This is a genomic window from Embleya sp. NPDC050493 (assembly GCF_044458105.1).
Classification (GTDB): Bacteria; Actinomycetota; Actinomycetes; order Streptomycetales; family Streptomycetaceae; genus Embleya.
On the sequence record NZ_JBITHP010000005.1, the window covers coordinates 100,443 to 115,179 of the forward strand.

The following is a 14,737-nucleotide window of genomic DNA, read 5'->3' on the forward strand; positions in this document are numbered from 1 at the left end:
TGCGGGATCCGACGACGATCGGATCAGAACAGCTTGAGCTTGTCGTCCTCGGTGCCGCGCAGCGCGTTGTAGTCCAGCGTCACGCACGCGATGCCCCGGTCCACCGCGAGCACGCGGGCCTGGGGCTTGATCTCCTGCGCGGCGAAGACGCCCTTGACCGGGGCGATCAGGGTGTCCCGGTTGAGCAGCTCCAGATAGCGGGTGAGCTGCTCGACGCCGTCGATCTCGCCGCGGCGCTTGATCTCGACCGCGACGGTGGTGCCGTCGGCGTCCCGGCACAGGATGTCCACCGGGCCGATCGGCGTCGGGTATTCGCGCCGGATCAGCGTCCAGCCGGCGCCGAGTGCGTCGAGGCGGTCGGCCAGCAGTTCCTGGAGATGCGCCTCCACGCCGTCCTTGACCAGGCCGGGGTCGACGCCCAGTTCGTGCGAGGTGTCGTGCAGGACTTCCTCGATCGTGATGATCAGCTTCTCGCCGGCCTTGTTGATCACCGTCCACACACCGTCCCCCTCCTTGAGGGAGCACGGCGGACTCATCCAGTTCAGCGGCTTGTACGCGCGGTCGTCGGCGTGCACGGACACGCTTCCGTCCCGCTTGACGAGGATGAGCCTGGGGGCGGACGGCAGGTGGGCGGTGAGTCGCCCGACGTAGTCCACGGAGCAACGGGCGATGACGAGACGCATACCCCCGACGCTACCGCCTCCGAAGCCCCTCCCCCCGCCACCCCCGCACCCCGGGCCCGACTCGTGTGACGCACCTCATCGCCCATCCTCCGGTCGACTCGAAACCAACGCATGGTTTAGCGTCGCGAACGCAGCGCGACGATGAATGGGGGCGGCGGCGGCATGAAGGACGACATACTGCGCGTGTTGGATCCGGGACGGGATTCGCAGACAGCCGGGGATCCGGTGTCGCCGCCCGCCCGCGCGACCGGGACGAGCATTACGGCGGGCAAGCCACTTCGGGTCACGCCCGAACTGGTGCAGGCCGCGGCCACCGCGCTGGAGGGGCTGCGCGGCGAGTTCTCCACGGTCGCGACGCAGCCCGGCGAATCGGCCGAGAGCGCCGCGAGCGGCCTGCCGGGCTGGGAGACCGCGGCCGCCCTGCTGTACGTCGCGCAACGCTGGCGCAGCCAGTCGGGCGACCTGGGCGCCATGTTGTCCGCCGGAGCGGCGAAGCTCGCCGAGGGCGCGCGTACGTACAAGGACGTCGACGAGCGGTCGGCCGACGAGTTCGCGGGTTGGTGGTGACCGGCATGCCGACGATCGCCCAAGTGCTGGACGCCAGGTTGGCCGGTCTGGAGCAGGCCGCGCTGACCTGGGAACGGGTGGGCCGAGTGGTGAGCGACCTGGGCGAGCGCTTGGCCGGCGACGTCACCCGCCAGGTCTCGGGCGCGTGGCGCGGCGGCATCGCCGCACCCTTGGCCCAGCGCGAGATCGGCCGCTCCGGCGAGCAGTTCGACGCCGCCGGTGCGGAGATCCACGCCGTGGCCCGGACCATGAGCACGGCGGCCGACCGGCTCCGCGACCTGCAGCGCAGACTCGACGGCGTGCTTCAGGAAGCCGCCGCCCGGAAGTTGGCAGTCTCGCGGGAGACCGGCGCGGTGACCTGGGGACCGTTGGAGTCCGCAGGCGGCGAACCGACCACCCCCGAAGCGGTCGTCGCCTACCAGGCGGAGCGGGCTCGGGCCGCCGCCGACCTCACCGCCGACATCACTCGGATCCTCCAGGAAGCGGCTCGAATAGACACCGAGACCGCCGCCGCGCTGCGGATGAACGTCGGAGGCGACCCGAAGGACTTCAACGCGACGCCCGACCGGAGCATCGCGCCGGACATCGCGCAGGCCACGACGCTCCTGCGCAAGCCCGACCTGGATGCCGCCGAATTGGAGCAACTCACCACGCTCTTGGCCACATACGACGGCGACGAGGTGTTCGCCGAGGCGCTCGTGCGCGAACTGGGTCCCGAGCGGCTGCTCGGCGCGCAGACGACTCTGGCCTCCTGGCCCACCGGTGAGAGCTCCAGCATGGCCCAGAGTCTGCTCGGCAGCACACTCGCCACCGCGAGTCCGGCGCTGGCCAAGGACCCGGACTGGATGCGCAGGCTGCTCGCTGCTGGTCGTGGCACGATCTCCGGGCCCACCGCCGGGCCGTTCGGGCGGTCCGGCGGTCCGATTTTCGGCTACCAGAGTCTGGGGGTGCTGCTGCGGAGCGGTGTGTACGACCGGTCCTTTTTGGAACAGGTCGGCACGGACATGCTCCGGATGGACAAGGACGGCGACCGAGGCAAGATCTGGATGCGCGTCCTCGCCCCGCCTGGTGTAACCCCCTTCGCGGGGGCGTGGGCCGCGGACGGCACGATCAAGCTGCAAGGACTGGGCAACGAGGACCTCGGGTACGACCCGATCACCGGCCTGATGAAGGCCTTGGCCGACAACCCGGACGCTGCGTCCTCGTTCTTCGCCACGGGTGGCGACGAGCGCATGCGGTATCTCCTCACCGAACGCGACCCCGCGGCCGACTCGATCGCCCGCGACGAATCCGGCAAGCCGTGGCGGTCCTCGGTCACGGCCACCGGCGACGCGCTCGTCGCGGCGACCGGCGGCAGGCCGGTGACGGAGGAGATGGCCAAGGTGTTCGCAAGTTCGGTGCACGTGCTCGGTGAGCACGTACCGCCGAAGAGCCTGGCACCGGAACTCGAAGCCGGCGTCGTCGAGATGGTGGGCAACAACATCCAGTCGGTGCACGCGACGATGAGCAATCCGACGGACAGGCGACAGCCGATGCACGACCCGCTGTTCCCCGGCGCCCCTGACTATCTCGCTCCCGTGGACCGAAGCGATTTGGCCCGCGTCATCTCGGAGATCGCAAAGAACCCGGGCAGCATGGCGGAACTGGTCGAGAAGGAAAGCGCGTTCACCGGGCTCGGCCTGCGGGCGATCGCGGAGCAGCATCCACCCGGTGTCACCGCGGAGGGCTTCCTCGGCGACTCCGCCAAGGTTTTCGGACTCTTCGACGCGGCGACGGCGCACAACATCAGCATCGATCAGATCACCGGCGACAAGGCTGCCAACGACAAGTTCGCGCTCTACACCAAGACGGCCGGTTCCATCTTCGGTGGTGTGGTTTCGCTCGTCGGCGACAACGCCGGTGACGTCATCGAACGCGGCGTCAATATCGGAGTCGAGTGGCTCGTGGCCAAGCATCAAACCGACACCTCGGAACAGGCTCGACGGCAGATCGCCCAGGTCTTCGGCAACGGACGCGAGTATGTGTTCGGTTTGTCGGACCAGTGGCTCGACGCGACCGGCACGAGGATCCCGGTATATCAGGTGGATTCTTCCTATTCGTCGGGTGGCGAGATCCTGCGCGGTGCCCTCGGATTGGAGCCCTGATGCCATCGATCGGTCGCGGTGTCCTTGCAGTGGTGGGGGTGATCGTCCTGAGCGGGTGTTCCTCGGGCGGCACATCATCCTTCGTGGAGACCCGGAGTTGTAAGGGACTCGTCGACACCAAGGTCGTCCGGGACCTGCTGGGATCCGGCGAGATACAGCGCGAGGGAGGGGGAAAGCTGCTGTTTCCTCAATTCGGCGACCAGTGCAGCGTGCGCATGAAGGACGGCGATCGGGAGAAGGCCTTCAGCTTCACCTTCGGTCCCGGGACGATTCGATCGGAGCCGACGGGGGAGGAAATCGAGGCTGAGCATGCCGACCCGCTCGGACGCGGATTGGTGGGATTCGCCGGCGACCGCTGGGCATGGGTGCAGATGCCGCCCTGTCTCGAGGGCGGCCCGACGACCCAGGGTGCCCTGACCGCCTCACTGATCCCGCGAGCCGACGAACCGGTGGCACCCGCCAGGCCCGGAAACCGTGCTCTCCTCGTCGACACCCTCGTCCGGATCGCCAACGCGGCCTTGGACAAGGCCGGTTGTACCGCCGGACGGCTGCCCGGGGCGTAGGTGGGTTCGTCGACGGTTCGCTATGGAGCAATGTGTGTCGGATGTCCTACGGTGAGTCGGGAGACGGTGCGGGCCGAGCGGATGGGCGTTCGGGCGTGTCGTGATCGCTGCATGGGCGCCATCTGCCACGTACGAGACACGACCCGAACCGCCGGGCGGACTTGCGTACGCCCCGGCCGGAAGGAGCACCGATGTCGCTCGATGTGCCTGCGAAGCTGTTGGAACAGGCCGAACGCGGTGACGTGGACGAGGCCGAGTTCGTCGACTGTGTGCGCACCTCGCTGCCGTACGCCTGGAATCTCGTCTCCTCGCTGGTGACGCGACTCCAGGTGGATGGCGGCCCGTTCGCGGACAATCAAGTGCCGCCCAGCACCGAGACCGAGCGCGGGCAACTGCTGCGCGCGTTGGCCTCGGATGCCATTCGCGGCTCGATGGAACGGCATTTCGGCGTCAGGCTGGCGTTCCAGAACTGCCACCGCGTGGCGGTCTTCCCGGTCGAGGGTCTGGACGCGGACCGGTACGCCAAGTTCACCTCCATCCGGGGGCAACTGCTCAACCAGTCACCGACGTTGCGCGACTGCTGAGACCTCGGCGAAACCCTTCGGCGGCGCGGGCGGGCCTGGACGGCGTGCCCGCGCCTCCGCATACCCGCTCCCCTCCCGCGCCCGCCGGCGCCCCGGCCGGCCGCCGCCCGGTCGTCCTCCCGCCTCGACCGTCCCGCACGGCCGCACCCCTCCCCTCCCACGCGAGGAGCAGTCCATGGGCATCACCCAGCCAGTGCACCGATGGGCCCAACAGACGCCGGAGCGCACGGCCGTGATCGACGGCGCCGCGGGCACCACGTTTCGCGAACTGCGGGAGCGGGTGGCCGGGTTCGCCGGTGCGTTGCGCGGGCTGGGGGTCGGTCCGGACGACCGGGTCGCGATCCTGGCCCTGAACTCGTCCCGCTACCTGGAGTGTCTGAGCGCGATCCCGTGGGCCGGTGGCGTGCTGAACCCGGTGAACATCCGCTGGAGCGCGGCCGAGGTCGCCTTCTCGCTGGACGACTCGCAGACCTCGGTACTGATCGTCGACGATACGTTCGCCGGTCTGGTACCCGCGCTGCGGGCCGCCTCGTCGAGCGTGCGCGAGGTCGTGCACATGGGCAACGCGCCGACCGGGCCCGGGATGCACGACTACGAGGCGCTGCTCGCCGCGGCCGAGCCGATCCCGGACGCGAACCGCGGCGGTGACGACCTCGCCGGGATCTTCTACACCGGCGGCACCACCGGATTCCCCAAGGGCGTGATGCTCTCGCACGACAACGTGCTCGCCTCCGCGATGGGCGGACTGATCGTCACCGCGGCCTACCGGCTCACCCCGGACGCCCGCGTCCTGCACGCGGCCCCGCTGTTCCACATCGCCGGGTTCGGCGTCTCGCTGATGACCTCGATCGTCGGCATACCGCAGGTGGTGCTGCCCTTCTTCGACCCCGAACAGGTCGCCGCGACCATCGAGCGCGAACGCATCACCGAGGTCTTCCTGGCCCCGACGATGTTGCAAATGATGCTGGAGCACCCGAAGTTCGCCGACCACGACCTGTCCTCACTGCGACTGCTCACCTACGGTGCGTCCCCGATCACCGCCGCGCTGCTCGACCGGGTGCTCGCGGCACTGCCCGGCACCGCCCTGATCCAGGCCTACGGACAGACCGAACTCTCGCCGCTGGCAACGCTGTTGTCGCCACGGGACCATCTGGACGCCGATCCGGCGAAGCTGCGCTCGGCGGGCCGCCCGTGTTTCCACGCGGAGGTGCGGATCGTCGGCCCGGACGAGCGGGAACTCGCCCGCGGCGAGATCGGCGAGATCGTCTCGCGCGGGGACCACGTGATGCAGGGGTACTGGAACCGGCCGGAGGAGACCGGACAGGCGCTGCGCGGCGGCTGGATGCACACCGGCGATCTGGGCTTCATGGACGCCGAGGGCTACGTCACGGTGGTCGACCGGCTCAAGGACATGATCGTCACCGGCGCGGAGAACGTGTACAGCGCCGAGGTCGAGAACGCGGTCGACGCGCACCCGGACGTCGCGGGCTGCGCCGTGATCGGCCTGCCCGACCCCGAGTGGGGCGAGCGGGTGCACGCCGTCGTGGTCCTGTACCCGGGCCGCGAGCTCACGGCCGAGCTGCTGCGGGCCCACGTGAAGACGTTGATCGCCGGCTACAAGGCGCCCAGGAGCGTCGAGTTCGTCGACGCGCTGCCGCTGACGGCGGCCGGCAAGGTGCGGAAGTCCGTGTTGCGCGAAAGAACGAACCAGCCGTGATCACGACCCTGGAGGGAGACCTCCGCGTCGTTGGATCCGGTCACCGGCAAGGAGCCGGCGACCGGATCACCGGCAAGGAGCCGGCCCGCCACCCGATCCACGACACCGAGCACGTGCGCGCGGCGGTGGACCGGGCCGGCGCGCCGGACGGACCCGACCCGATACCTCCGGGCCCGTCCGTCCGCCCGCCGCGCCCGACCGGCGTCACTCGCGCCCGACTCGAACGAACTCTCGACAAACCCGCGCCCAGCGGGCACGATCGCGGCTTATGACGTTGACCCGGGGCATCGTGACGTACGCGGCCATCGTGACCTTGTGCGCCGAGGCGGTGGCGGCGGTCGCCTGTTGCGGCGTGGTCGCGCCGATGTTGGTCCTGCGTGTCACCCGGGACCGGGAAGTGGACAGCCGCCCCCTGGTGAGCGGCCTCGGCATCGCCTTCTTCGCCCTGCTGGGCCTGGTGATCGTGATCTGGTCGGTGTGGGCGGTGAAGAATCTGCGGGAACGGCGGCACACCGGCTCGTCCTCCCGGGTCGGCCTGATCGGCGCGGCCGGCCTGCACGTGGCGGGCTCGGCGGTCGCGCTGCTCGTCCCGCTCGTGCTCGCGGTGACCCTGCCGGCCCTGGCGTTGCTGCTCGCGGCGACCTTCGTGACCCGCTCCCGGCGCCCGATCGGTCGGCGGATGGCCACGGGTCGGGACGCGGCCGCCGAGTGCGGCTCTACCGTCGCCGGGTGATTCGCCGTTGCCCGCGGCTGTTCCAGCACGGGCGATGCCAGTGCCGACGCTCCTCGACCCGCCCGTCCGCGGACCACGCGACCACGTGCGGGACGCCCGGCGGGATCTCGTGGTCGCATCCGGGACATCGATAGGTCTTGGTCGCCGCCTGACCGCTGATCGGACGCACCAGCCATTCCCCATCGGCCCCCGACTCGCGCTCCTCGAAGCCGAGGCTGGGGTCGCGGGGCTCGTCCCGGTCTACGGTCCGGGAGCGGCTGGTGGGCTTGTTACGACGCGGCACACAAAAAGGGTACGGGTGCACGCGGTGCGTACGCCCGTACCCCTCTCGTACTACTTACGTCCCGACGTCCCGACGTCCCAGCCTCCCGGCCTCCCGACGCCCGCGCCGGTCCGCCCCGCCCTACCGCTTCGCGTAGTCCCGGAAGCCGCGACCGGTCTTGCGGCCGAGATAGCCCGCCGTCACCAGGTGCTCCAGCAGCGGCACCGGCGACCAGCCCGGCTCGCGGAACTCGGCGAACAGCACCTTCTGAATGGCCAGCGAGACGTCCAGCCCGACCACATCGAGCAGTTCGAACGGACCCATCGGGTAACCGGCGCCCAGCTTGATCGCGGTGTCGATGTCCTCGGCCGTCGCGTAGTTGGCCTGGAGCATGCGCACCGCGTCGTTCAGGTACGGGAACAACAACGCGTTGACGATGAAGCCCGCGCGGTCCCCGCAGTCCACCGCGTGCTTCCTGGTCCGGCGACAGACCTCGTGGATGGTGGCCACCACGTCGTCCGTGGTGGCGACCGTACGCACCACCTCGACCAGCTTCATCACCGGCGCCGGGTTGAAGAAGTGCATGCCGACCACGTCGCCGGGCCGCGAGGTGGCCACCGCGCAGTCGATCACCGGCAGCGAGGAGGTGGTGGTGGCCAGGATCGCGCCGGGCTTGCAGATCTCGTCGAAGTTCTCGAACAGGGCCTGCTTGACCGACAGTTCCTCGACCACGGCCTCCACGACCAGGTCCGCGAAGGCGAGGTCGTCGAGCCGGGTCGAGCCGATCACCCGGGCCAGCGCCTCGGCCTTGGCCTCCTCGGTCAGCCGGCCGCGCTGGATCTGCTTGTCCAGCGAGCGGACCAGCGCCGTACGCACCCGCTCGACCTTCTCCTGGCTGCGCGCGACGTAGACCACGTCGTAGCCGGACTTGGCGAACACCTCGACGATGCCCGTGGCCATCGTCCCGGTGCCCACCACGCCCACCGCGCGCACGTCGCGCGGAGTACCGGCGACCGCCGCGGACTCGCCGGCCTCGGCGACCACGACCGGCGAGCCGGCCTGCTCGTAGGTGTAGAAGCCGCGACCGCTCTTGCGCCCGAGCAGGCCCGCGGTACGCATCTGCTTGAGGATCGGCGCGGGCGCGTGCAGGCGATCGCGCGACTGGCGATACATCTGCTCCAGGATCTCGTACGCGGTGTCGATCCCGACCAGGTCGAGCACCGCGAGCGGGCCCATCGGCAGACCGCAGCCGAAGCGCATCGCCGCGTCGATGTCCTCGCGCGTGGCGTACTTCTGCTCGTACATCGACGCCGCGTGGTTGAGGTACGCGAACAGCAGCCCGTTGGCGATGAACCCGGCCCGGTCGCCGGCCACCACCGGCGACTTGCCCAGCCGCTCGGCGAGCGCGACGACGTCGGCGAGCACCTCGGGCTCGGTGACCACCGTGCGCACCACCTCGACCAGCTTCATCACCGGCGCGGGGTTGAAGAAGTGCAGTCCCACGACGCGCGAGGAACGCGCGGTGGACACCGAGAGCTCGGTGACCGACAGCGAGGAGGTGTTGGTGGCCAGGATGGTCTCCGGCCCACAGATCTTGTCGAGCCGGGCGAAGAGCTCCTGCTTCTGCTCCAGCTGCTCGGGTATCGCCTCCAGGACCAGGTCCGCCGCGGCGACCGCGTTCAGGTCGGTGCCGAGGGTGATGCGGTCGAAGATGTCTCGCTGCTGGTCCTCGGTCAGCTTCCCGCGCGCCGTGGCGCGGGAGGTCGACTCGGCGATCCGGGCCCGGCCGCGCGCGACGGCCTCGTCCGAGACGTCCACTCCCACGACGGTGATTCCCGCCCGGGCCAGAACCTCGACGATGCCGGCGCCCATGGTGCCCAGGCCGACCACGCCGACCGTGCTGATGTCACGGGTCATCTGCTGTGCTCCTCGCTGCTGAAATGGCGTCTCCCGAGCGGGAGTACGCCTTGGTTACTGCGAAGTAGTACCGCGGGGTTCCAGGAGTATGGCAGCCCCTGTCGGACAGGCACAGGCCGGTGGGATGTGCCGTTCGCCTCGGTCCGTCCCGAATGGGTGTTCGGGTGCGCACTCGGGCATTCCGGTCGACGGTCGTCGGTCGGCGGTGGGTGTGATCGTCGGCCCTCGGTCGTCGATCGGTTCGCGGTGGCCGCCCGTCGGTGGTCGTCGGTCGGCTGCCGGTGTGCCCTGCCGATAGCCGCCCGGTCGGGCGGAAAACCATCAGCGGTGAAGGATTACCTCCGAGGTCCTTCGAGCGTTGTGTTGTCGTGGGCGCCCCGCCCCACGCCCCGTTCCGCCGCCGTCGGCCTCGGCCGGCCGCTGGGCCGACGGGGACACGACGAGGAGGACGCGATGAAGTTGGGCATCTTCCTGCTGGCGGCACAGTTCGACGCGGGCGATCACGGTGAGGTGCTCACCGCTGCCATGGACGCGGGAATCGCCGCGGAGGAGGCCGGGTTCGACGAGGCGTGGATCGCCGAACACCATTTCGTGCCGTATGGGTTGTGCCCGTCGGCGGTCACCTTCGCCTCCATGCTACTGGGGCGTACGCACCGAATCGGGGTGGGGACGGCCATCAGCGTGCTGTCCAACCAGCATCCGGTCGCTCTCGGTGAGCAGGCCGCCCTGCTGGACCAACTGTCCGGAGGCCGATTCACCCTGGGCGTCGGGCGCGGCGGGCCGTGGGTGGACCTGGAGGTCTTCGGCACCGGTCTGCGCCGGTACGAGGATGCCTTCCCCGAATCGCTGGACCTGCTGATGCGCTGGCTCACCCACCAGCGGGTGGGCGCGGAGGGCGAGCACTTCGCGTTCCGCAAGGTGCCGGTGGTGCCGCGTCCGCACACCTACCCGCACCCGCCGGTGATCGTCGCGTGCACCTCGAGGGAGAGCGCCTCGCTGGCCGCCCGACACGGCCTGCCGATGCTCCTGGGCATGCACGCCGACGACGCGGAGAAGGCCGCGATGGTCCGCACCTACGAATGCGCCGCATCCGCGTGCGGCCGGGACCCCAAGGCGGTCGAGCACGCCGCCGCGAGCGTCGCCTTTGTCGCGGACACCCACCGCGAGGCCGCCGACACCCTGCGCCGCGCGATGCCCCGGTGGTTGCGCCGGGGCCTGTCCGCGCACGTGACCGTGGACGACCGCCAGCGCCACATGCGCGACCCCGCCGAGTACACCGACTTCCTGTGCCGCATCCACCCGGTCGGCTCCCCGACCGACTGCGTCCGACGCCTCTCCCGCACCGCCGAACGCACGGGCATCACCCGCTTCCTGCTGTTCACCGAGGGCGCGGGCGTGCCGTCGACGACGTTGGAGAACGTGAACCGCTTGGGGAAGGAGGTACTGCCGGAACTGGCGCGCTGAGCACGCGGCTCCGTGGTGAGTGTCCGGCTCCGCGGTGAGTACTTCGGCTTCGACGGGAGCGGGGACGACAGTGCCCTGGCCTGCATGGCGCGGCTTCGCTCGCCTTGAGTTCAGGGAGTATCGCTACCGGGCACCGCCGAGACGCCACTCTGCCCTTCGGGCAGCCGCTCCAGACAGGGGCTGGAAACCATGATCATGATTTCCTCCGGTGGGGAAGTGGTCTGGAGAGTGATCCTGAAGCCGTCCGCGGATTTCATCGCCATCATTTTACCGGCCTCCGCACCCGCAACCGAATGCGTCTCGAATTCGCTGGTTTTGAAACCCATTCCCTCAATGATGTCGCGGGCCTTCTGGAAAGCTGCAATCTGCGCTTGCGGGGACACCACGACGTTCTCTACGTGGAGTGCCCAGAAGTTCTTCTTCGTGGAATTATCGTCTCCACACGGACTCGTACCGCTGTCCGGTCGACTCTTGGCTTTGGGGGCTCCAAGACTCTCGACGAACTGCCTGGCGTACTCCTCGGTAATGGTTTTGGCTTGTTCTTCAGACATTTTCGGTACCTTGGTTCCCGGTTTGTTCACCGAACCTCCACATGCCGACGTCAAGCTCAACAGAATCACCACCGGTAGGATGACGAACCGACCGGACGGGCGGCGGAAAATCACGAGGTGCACCCTTACTTACTTGAGTTGCGGGTGTTGGAGCGGATTCGGGTCGTTGTACATCCCCATGACGACGCTTGCCTGATTGGACAGGCTTCGGCTCCCCGGATCCCAGTACTCGTCATGTGCATGGGCATCCCCACTCATGACGTCGGGGTCAGCTTTCCGGCCACGAATTGCATGGCGTCGATCCGCTTGATTCCGCCTTCCAGGCCGTCGGTGACGGTCGCGCCGGTCCCGGGTACCGAAACAGAGACATGCTTGGCTTTGTCGGGGTCGCCGATGGACATGACCACCTGGCCGTCAAGGAACTTGTCGCCATCAACTCCTTGCCGGGCGGTCGGGCATACCCGGCAACCAAGGCCTTGTTGATAGCCGTGAGATTGTCCCATCGCGTTTGTCGTGACCGGGAGATTTGCCGCCGGCCAGTGCAGGTGAAAACTCGGTCAAGCGTTGATCCAGCGCCGTGCGATTTGCCTTGTCGCGGACGGCCGCCGGCAGGCCGTCCATGCTTCCCAGCTGTTCTGGATATGCGGCCAAGTATAGGGCTCGCTGCTTTCCGGACAGCCCTCGCCACCAGCCCGCCGTCTGGGTGCATGCGAAGGTTCGGCCGGCGGAATTATGTTGCTTCCGGGAGGGCCGCTCGTCGGGTCGATGCGGAAGTATTCGGGCGACATGATTCGATTTATGGGAGTGTCTTCCATCTGCTGTTCAGGCATTTCCGGTACTCTCCTGCGAACCCTTGCATAATTGTGGGTGAATCCGACAATTTATAAGGAAGGTGCTCCGAGTGCGTCGGTTGGATCGGCGCGAAACACGCTATGGATTGGTTGGTGGGCGGCACACGCCGATCCGGAGTGACGGCAGGATTTCGATGGCGGTCCGGAATCATGGGTTCCGATAGGTGCCCGGCGATAAGCTGACAAAGTGTGCGGAATTTGGGATTCCGCACGGCTCATTGCCCGGAAAGCCAGGGCTCGGCGGCGTTGTTGCGTGATCTTCCGCGATCGGCCGGCGGTGGAGATTCCGGGAGGATCCGGGCCTGGCCCTGACCTGCGCGGGTGAACTCCGGTGGGTCCGAATCGGGTGTATGCCGATTTCGGTTGGCGGCCCACCTTGCGATGGGGTTCTGCGTTGGGTGGGCTGGTCGTGGCGGGTGGTCAGACTTCGGTGGGCTCCTTGGTGGGTGCGGTGTCTCGGTTCGGGAGTTATCCGCCGGGGCGGCCCGGGAGGAGGAGGCAGAGGGGGATGGCGGCGGCGGTGAAGGCGGTGGCCCACCAGAAGGCGTTGCCGAATCCCGAGGCCAGGGCGGCGGGGGTGCGGGCGCCGGTGGAGGTGCGCTGCAGGATCACGGCGAGCAGGGCGGTGCCCGCCGAGCCGCCGATCTGCTGGGCGACGCGGCTGATGCCGGAGCCCTGGGGGATCTCCTCGGGCTTCAGGCCGACGAAGGCGGCGCCCATGATCGTGATCATGGCGGCGCCCAGTCCGATGCCGCGCACGAACAGCACGGCCATCAGTGCGGTGTTGTCGGTGGAGGCGGTGACGAAGCCGAACGGCACGGTGGCCACGCAGGTGAGGGCGAAGGCAGCGATGGCGACCGGGCGCGGTCCGAAGCGGTCCATGTACCGGCCGGCGAGCGAGCGGGAGAGGAGCGTGCCCACGCCCTGTGGGATGAGGAGCAGTGCGGCGCCGAGGGCGTCCTCGCCGCGTACCTGCTGCCAGTACAGCGGCAGCAGCATCATGGTGCCGTACAGGGCCGCGCCGGACAGGAAGACCAACACCGACGAGGAGGCGAGGGCGCGGTGGCGGAACAGCCTCACGTCGATCAGGGCGTGCGGTCCGCGCCGCAGCGCCCAGCCGAGGTAGCCGAGCAGGAGGGCGAGCCCGGCGACGAGGGGCAGCCCCACGGTGAGGCCGGCCGGCCCCTCGGAGCCGCCGATCCGGGTCAGGGCGTAGATGACGGCCGCGATGCCGGGTGAGAGCAGCAGCATGCCGACGACGTCGAGGCGAGGGCGGGGACCGGGCCGGTCCCGGGGCAGGTTGCGGGCGGCGAGGTAGGCGCCGACGACGCAGAAGGGCACGTTGAACAGGAAGATCCAGCGCCAGTCGCCCAGGTGCAGGATGGCGCCGCCGATCACCGGGCCGAGGACCGGGCCGAGGGCGGTGGGCACGGTGATCAAGGACATGATCCTGCCGATGTTGCGGCCCTTGGCCGCCTGCATGATCAGCGTGGTCATCAGCACCATCATGATGCCGCCGCCGAAGCCCTGGACCACCCGGAAGACGATCAGGCTCGGGGCGTTCCAGGCCGTGGCGCACAGCAGCGACCCGACGAGGAACAGGCCGAGCGCCGCGATCCACAGGCGTTTGCCGCCCAGGGCCGCCTGTAGCCAACCGACCGCGGGCATCACGGTGGCCAGGGCCAGCAGGTAGGCGGTGCTCACCCACTGGGCGGTGGCCAGGGAGGCGTGCATCCGTCCGGCGAGGTCGTCGATGGCGACGCTCATGATCGTGGTGTCGAAGATGACCGCGAGCGCGCCGATGATCAGGGTGAAGGTCATGCGGCGCAGGGCCGGGTCGATGCGGTCGGGGTCTGCGGCAACGGAAGGCAACCGAGTGTTGTCGGCCTTCATGAGTGCTCCTTAAGATAACATGTCTATCTTATGGAGGTCAGAGTAGGGCGCTAGAATAAGATAGGCAAATCTATCCAAGGGAAGGTTGCGGATGACGGAGCGGCGCCGCGGGGCGGCATTGGAGAAGGCTCTCCTCGATGCGGCCTGGGAAGAGCTGACCATCCACGGCTACGCCAAGTTCACGATGGACGCCGTCGTCAAGCGCGCGGGTACCAGCCCGCCCGTCCTGTACCGCCGCTGGTCCGATCGCGACGAACTCGTCCGGGCGGCCATCGCGCACACCCTGAAGGAGTCCCGCCTGGAGATTCCCGACACGGGAAGTCTGCGTGGGGACGTCCTCACCCTCATGCGGGCGATCAACGCCACCCGCGTCCAGCTCGCGACCGTCATGATCGCGCACCTGGCCGCCTACTACCAGGCGACCGGGACTCGCCCCAGCGACCTGACCGATCCGCTCACGACCGGGCGCAAGGAAGCTGTGGACACGCTCTTCGACCGAGCCGTCGAGCGCGGTGAGGTCGACCCGGAGCGTCTCACCGAGCGCATCAAGTCCCTTCCCTTCGACCTGTTGCGGCACGAATTTTTGACGACCTTCGCCCCTGCGCACGATCGTGACCTCGAGGAGATCGTGGACGGGATCTTCCTGCCTTTGGTGCGGTGATGTGTTCGGGTGGGGCGGGCTGGGTTGGCCTCAAGCGCCGGCCGGGCTGGGTGGCCGCAGGCGCCGGCCCGGCTGCTTGGCCTCGACACGCTCAACCGCCGGGAGAGCCTCGAGAAGAAGTAGGGCGCAGGGGGAATCGCAGAGAGT

At 68.8% G+C, this 14,737-nt stretch carries 14 protein-coding genes; 8 read left to right on the top strand and 6 right to left on the bottom strand.

Annotated features, from left to right (window positions below):
- Positions 1–23: 23 nt before the first annotated feature.
- Positions 24–683 carry an endonuclease NucS gene (gene nucS, locus ACIBM5_RS12565; protein WP_391581243.1) on the bottom strand — a complete coding sequence of 220 codons (660 nt, stop codon included), beginning with the start codon at positions 681–683 and terminating at the stop codon, positions 24–26.
- A gap of 162 nt (positions 684–845) precedes the next feature.
- Here nucS and ACIBM5_RS12570 point away from each other — a divergent pair, with 162 nt between their 5' ends.
- From ACIBM5_RS12570 to ACIBM5_RS12595, 6 genes are all read left to right on the top strand, one after another.
- On the top strand, positions 846–1,250 hold the full coding sequence (locus ACIBM5_RS12570; protein ID WP_396006840.1) for a WXG100 family type VII secretion target: 405 nt from the start codon (positions 846–848) through the stop codon (positions 1,248–1,250).
- A gap of 5 nt (positions 1,251–1,255) precedes the next feature.
- Positions 1,256–3,394: a hypothetical protein gene (locus ACIBM5_RS12575; protein WP_396006841.1), complete on the top strand. Its 2,139-nt coding sequence runs from the start codon at positions 1,256–1,258 to the stop codon at positions 3,392–3,394.
- Complete coding sequence (locus ACIBM5_RS12580) at positions 3,394–3,957, top strand: hypothetical protein (RefSeq protein WP_391581246.1); 564 nt, start codon at positions 3,394–3,396, stop codon at positions 3,955–3,957. The genes ACIBM5_RS12575 and ACIBM5_RS12580 overlap by 1 nt, the downstream gene beginning before the upstream one ends.
- 191 nt (positions 3,958–4,148) lie before the next feature.
- Positions 4,149–4,541, top strand: coding sequence for an SCO5389 family protein (locus tag ACIBM5_RS12585; protein ID WP_396006843.1), 393 nt, complete (start codon positions 4,149–4,151; stop codon positions 4,539–4,541).
- 175 nt (positions 4,542–4,716) lie between these two features.
- Complete coding sequence (locus ACIBM5_RS12590; protein ID WP_396006844.1) at positions 4,717–6,258, top strand: long-chain-fatty-acid--CoA ligase; 1,542 nt, start codon at positions 4,717–4,719, stop codon at positions 6,256–6,258.
- A gap of 268 nt (positions 6,259–6,526) precedes the next feature.
- The gene (locus ACIBM5_RS12595) at positions 6,527–6,991 is read left to right on the top strand and encodes a hypothetical protein (protein WP_396006845.1); all 465 of its coding nucleotides are present in this window, start codon (positions 6,527–6,529) and stop codon (positions 6,989–6,991) included.
- Here ACIBM5_RS12595 and ACIBM5_RS12600 read toward each other — a convergent pair.
- Positions 6,975–7,274, bottom strand: a complete 300-nt coding sequence (locus tag ACIBM5_RS12600) for a hypothetical protein (RefSeq protein ID WP_391581250.1) — start codon at positions 7,272–7,274, stop codon at positions 6,975–6,977. The two genes, ACIBM5_RS12595 and ACIBM5_RS12600, sit on opposite strands and share 17 nt — an antisense overlap.
- A 120-nt stretch (positions 7,275–7,394) precedes the next feature.
- Positions 7,395–9,170, bottom strand: coding sequence for a 3-hydroxyacyl-CoA dehydrogenase family protein (locus ACIBM5_RS12605; protein WP_396006846.1), 1,776 nt, complete (start codon positions 9,168–9,170; stop codon positions 7,395–7,397).
- A 453-nt stretch (positions 9,171–9,623) separates the two neighbouring features.
- Between ACIBM5_RS12605 and ACIBM5_RS12610 the strand changes: the two genes are divergently transcribed.
- Positions 9,624–10,634, top strand: coding sequence for an LLM class flavin-dependent oxidoreductase (locus ACIBM5_RS12610; protein WP_396006847.1), 1,011 nt, complete (start codon positions 9,624–9,626; stop codon positions 10,632–10,634).
- Positions 10,635–10,744: 110 nt separating this feature from the next.
- On the opposite strand, the gene ACIBM5_RS12615 is transcribed toward ACIBM5_RS12610, so the two are convergent.
- The 3 genes from ACIBM5_RS12615 to ACIBM5_RS12625 all read right to left on the bottom strand — a co-directional run bounded on the left by ACIBM5_RS12615 (position 10,745) and on the right by ACIBM5_RS12625 (position 13,929).
- Positions 10,745–11,185 carry a hypothetical protein gene (locus tag ACIBM5_RS12615; RefSeq protein WP_396006848.1) on the bottom strand — a complete coding sequence of 147 codons (441 nt, stop codon included), beginning with the start codon at positions 11,183–11,185 and terminating at the stop codon, positions 10,745–10,747.
- A 254-nt stretch (positions 11,186–11,439) separates the two neighbouring features.
- Positions 11,440–11,688 carry an alpha/beta hydrolase gene (locus ACIBM5_RS12620; protein WP_396006849.1) on the bottom strand — a complete coding sequence of 83 codons (249 nt, stop codon included), beginning with the start codon at positions 11,686–11,688 and terminating at the stop codon, positions 11,440–11,442.
- Between the two features lie 816 nt (positions 11,689–12,504).
- Complete coding sequence (locus ACIBM5_RS12625) at positions 12,505–13,929, bottom strand: MDR family MFS transporter (RefSeq protein WP_396006851.1); 1,425 nt, start codon at positions 13,927–13,929, stop codon at positions 12,505–12,507.
- A gap of 91 nt (positions 13,930–14,020) precedes the next feature.
- Here ACIBM5_RS12625 and ACIBM5_RS12630 point away from each other — a divergent pair, with 91 nt between their 5' ends.
- Entirely contained in the window at positions 14,021–14,590 is a 570-nt protein-coding gene (locus tag ACIBM5_RS12630) for a TetR/AcrR family transcriptional regulator (protein WP_391581254.1), read from the top strand.
- Positions 14,591–14,737 lie beyond the last annotated feature (147 nt).

Bases quoted from the DNA above. Each gene is read 5' to 3' on its own strand.
- nucS (WP_391581243.1), bottom strand. From the start codon at position 683: ATGCGTCTCGTCATCGCCCGTTGCTCCGTGGACTACGTCGGGCGACTC.
- ACIBM5_RS12570 (WP_396006840.1), top strand. From the start codon at position 846: ATGAAGGACGACATACTGCGCGTGTTGGATCCGGGACGGGATTCGCAG.
- ACIBM5_RS12575 (WP_396006841.1), top strand. From the start codon at position 1,256: ATGCCGACGATCGCCCAAGTGCTGGACGCCAGGTTGGCCGGTCTGGAG.
- ACIBM5_RS12580 (WP_391581246.1), top strand. From the start codon at position 3,394: ATGCCATCGATCGGTCGCGGTGTCCTTGCAGTGGTGGGGGTGATCGTC.
- ACIBM5_RS12585 (WP_396006843.1), top strand. From the start codon at position 4,149: ATGTCGCTCGATGTGCCTGCGAAGCTGTTGGAACAGGCCGAACGCGGT.
- ACIBM5_RS12590 (WP_396006844.1), top strand. From the start codon at position 4,717: ATGGGCATCACCCAGCCAGTGCACCGATGGGCCCAACAGACGCCGGAG.
- ACIBM5_RS12595 (WP_396006845.1), top strand. From the start codon at position 6,527: ATGACGTTGACCCGGGGCATCGTGACGTACGCGGCCATCGTGACCTTG.
- ACIBM5_RS12605 (WP_396006846.1), bottom strand. From the start codon at position 9,170: ATGACCCGTGACATCAGCACGGTCGGCGTGGTCGGCCTGGGCACCATG.
- ACIBM5_RS12610 (WP_396006847.1), top strand. From the start codon at position 9,624: ATGAAGTTGGGCATCTTCCTGCTGGCGGCACAGTTCGACGCGGGCGAT.
- ACIBM5_RS12615 (WP_396006848.1), bottom strand. From the start codon at position 11,185: ATGTCTGAAGAACAAGCCAAAACCATTACCGAGGAGTACGCCAGGCAG.
- ACIBM5_RS12620 (WP_396006849.1), bottom strand. From the start codon at position 11,688: ATGGGACAATCTCACGGCTATCAACAAGGCCTTGGTTGCCGGGTATGC.
- ACIBM5_RS12625 (WP_396006851.1), bottom strand. From the start codon at position 13,929: ATGAAGGCCGACAACACTCGGTTGCCTTCCGTTGCCGCAGACCCCGAC.
- ACIBM5_RS12630 (WP_391581254.1), top strand. From the start codon at position 14,021: ATGACGGAGCGGCGCCGCGGGGCGGCATTGGAGAAGGCTCTCCTCGAT.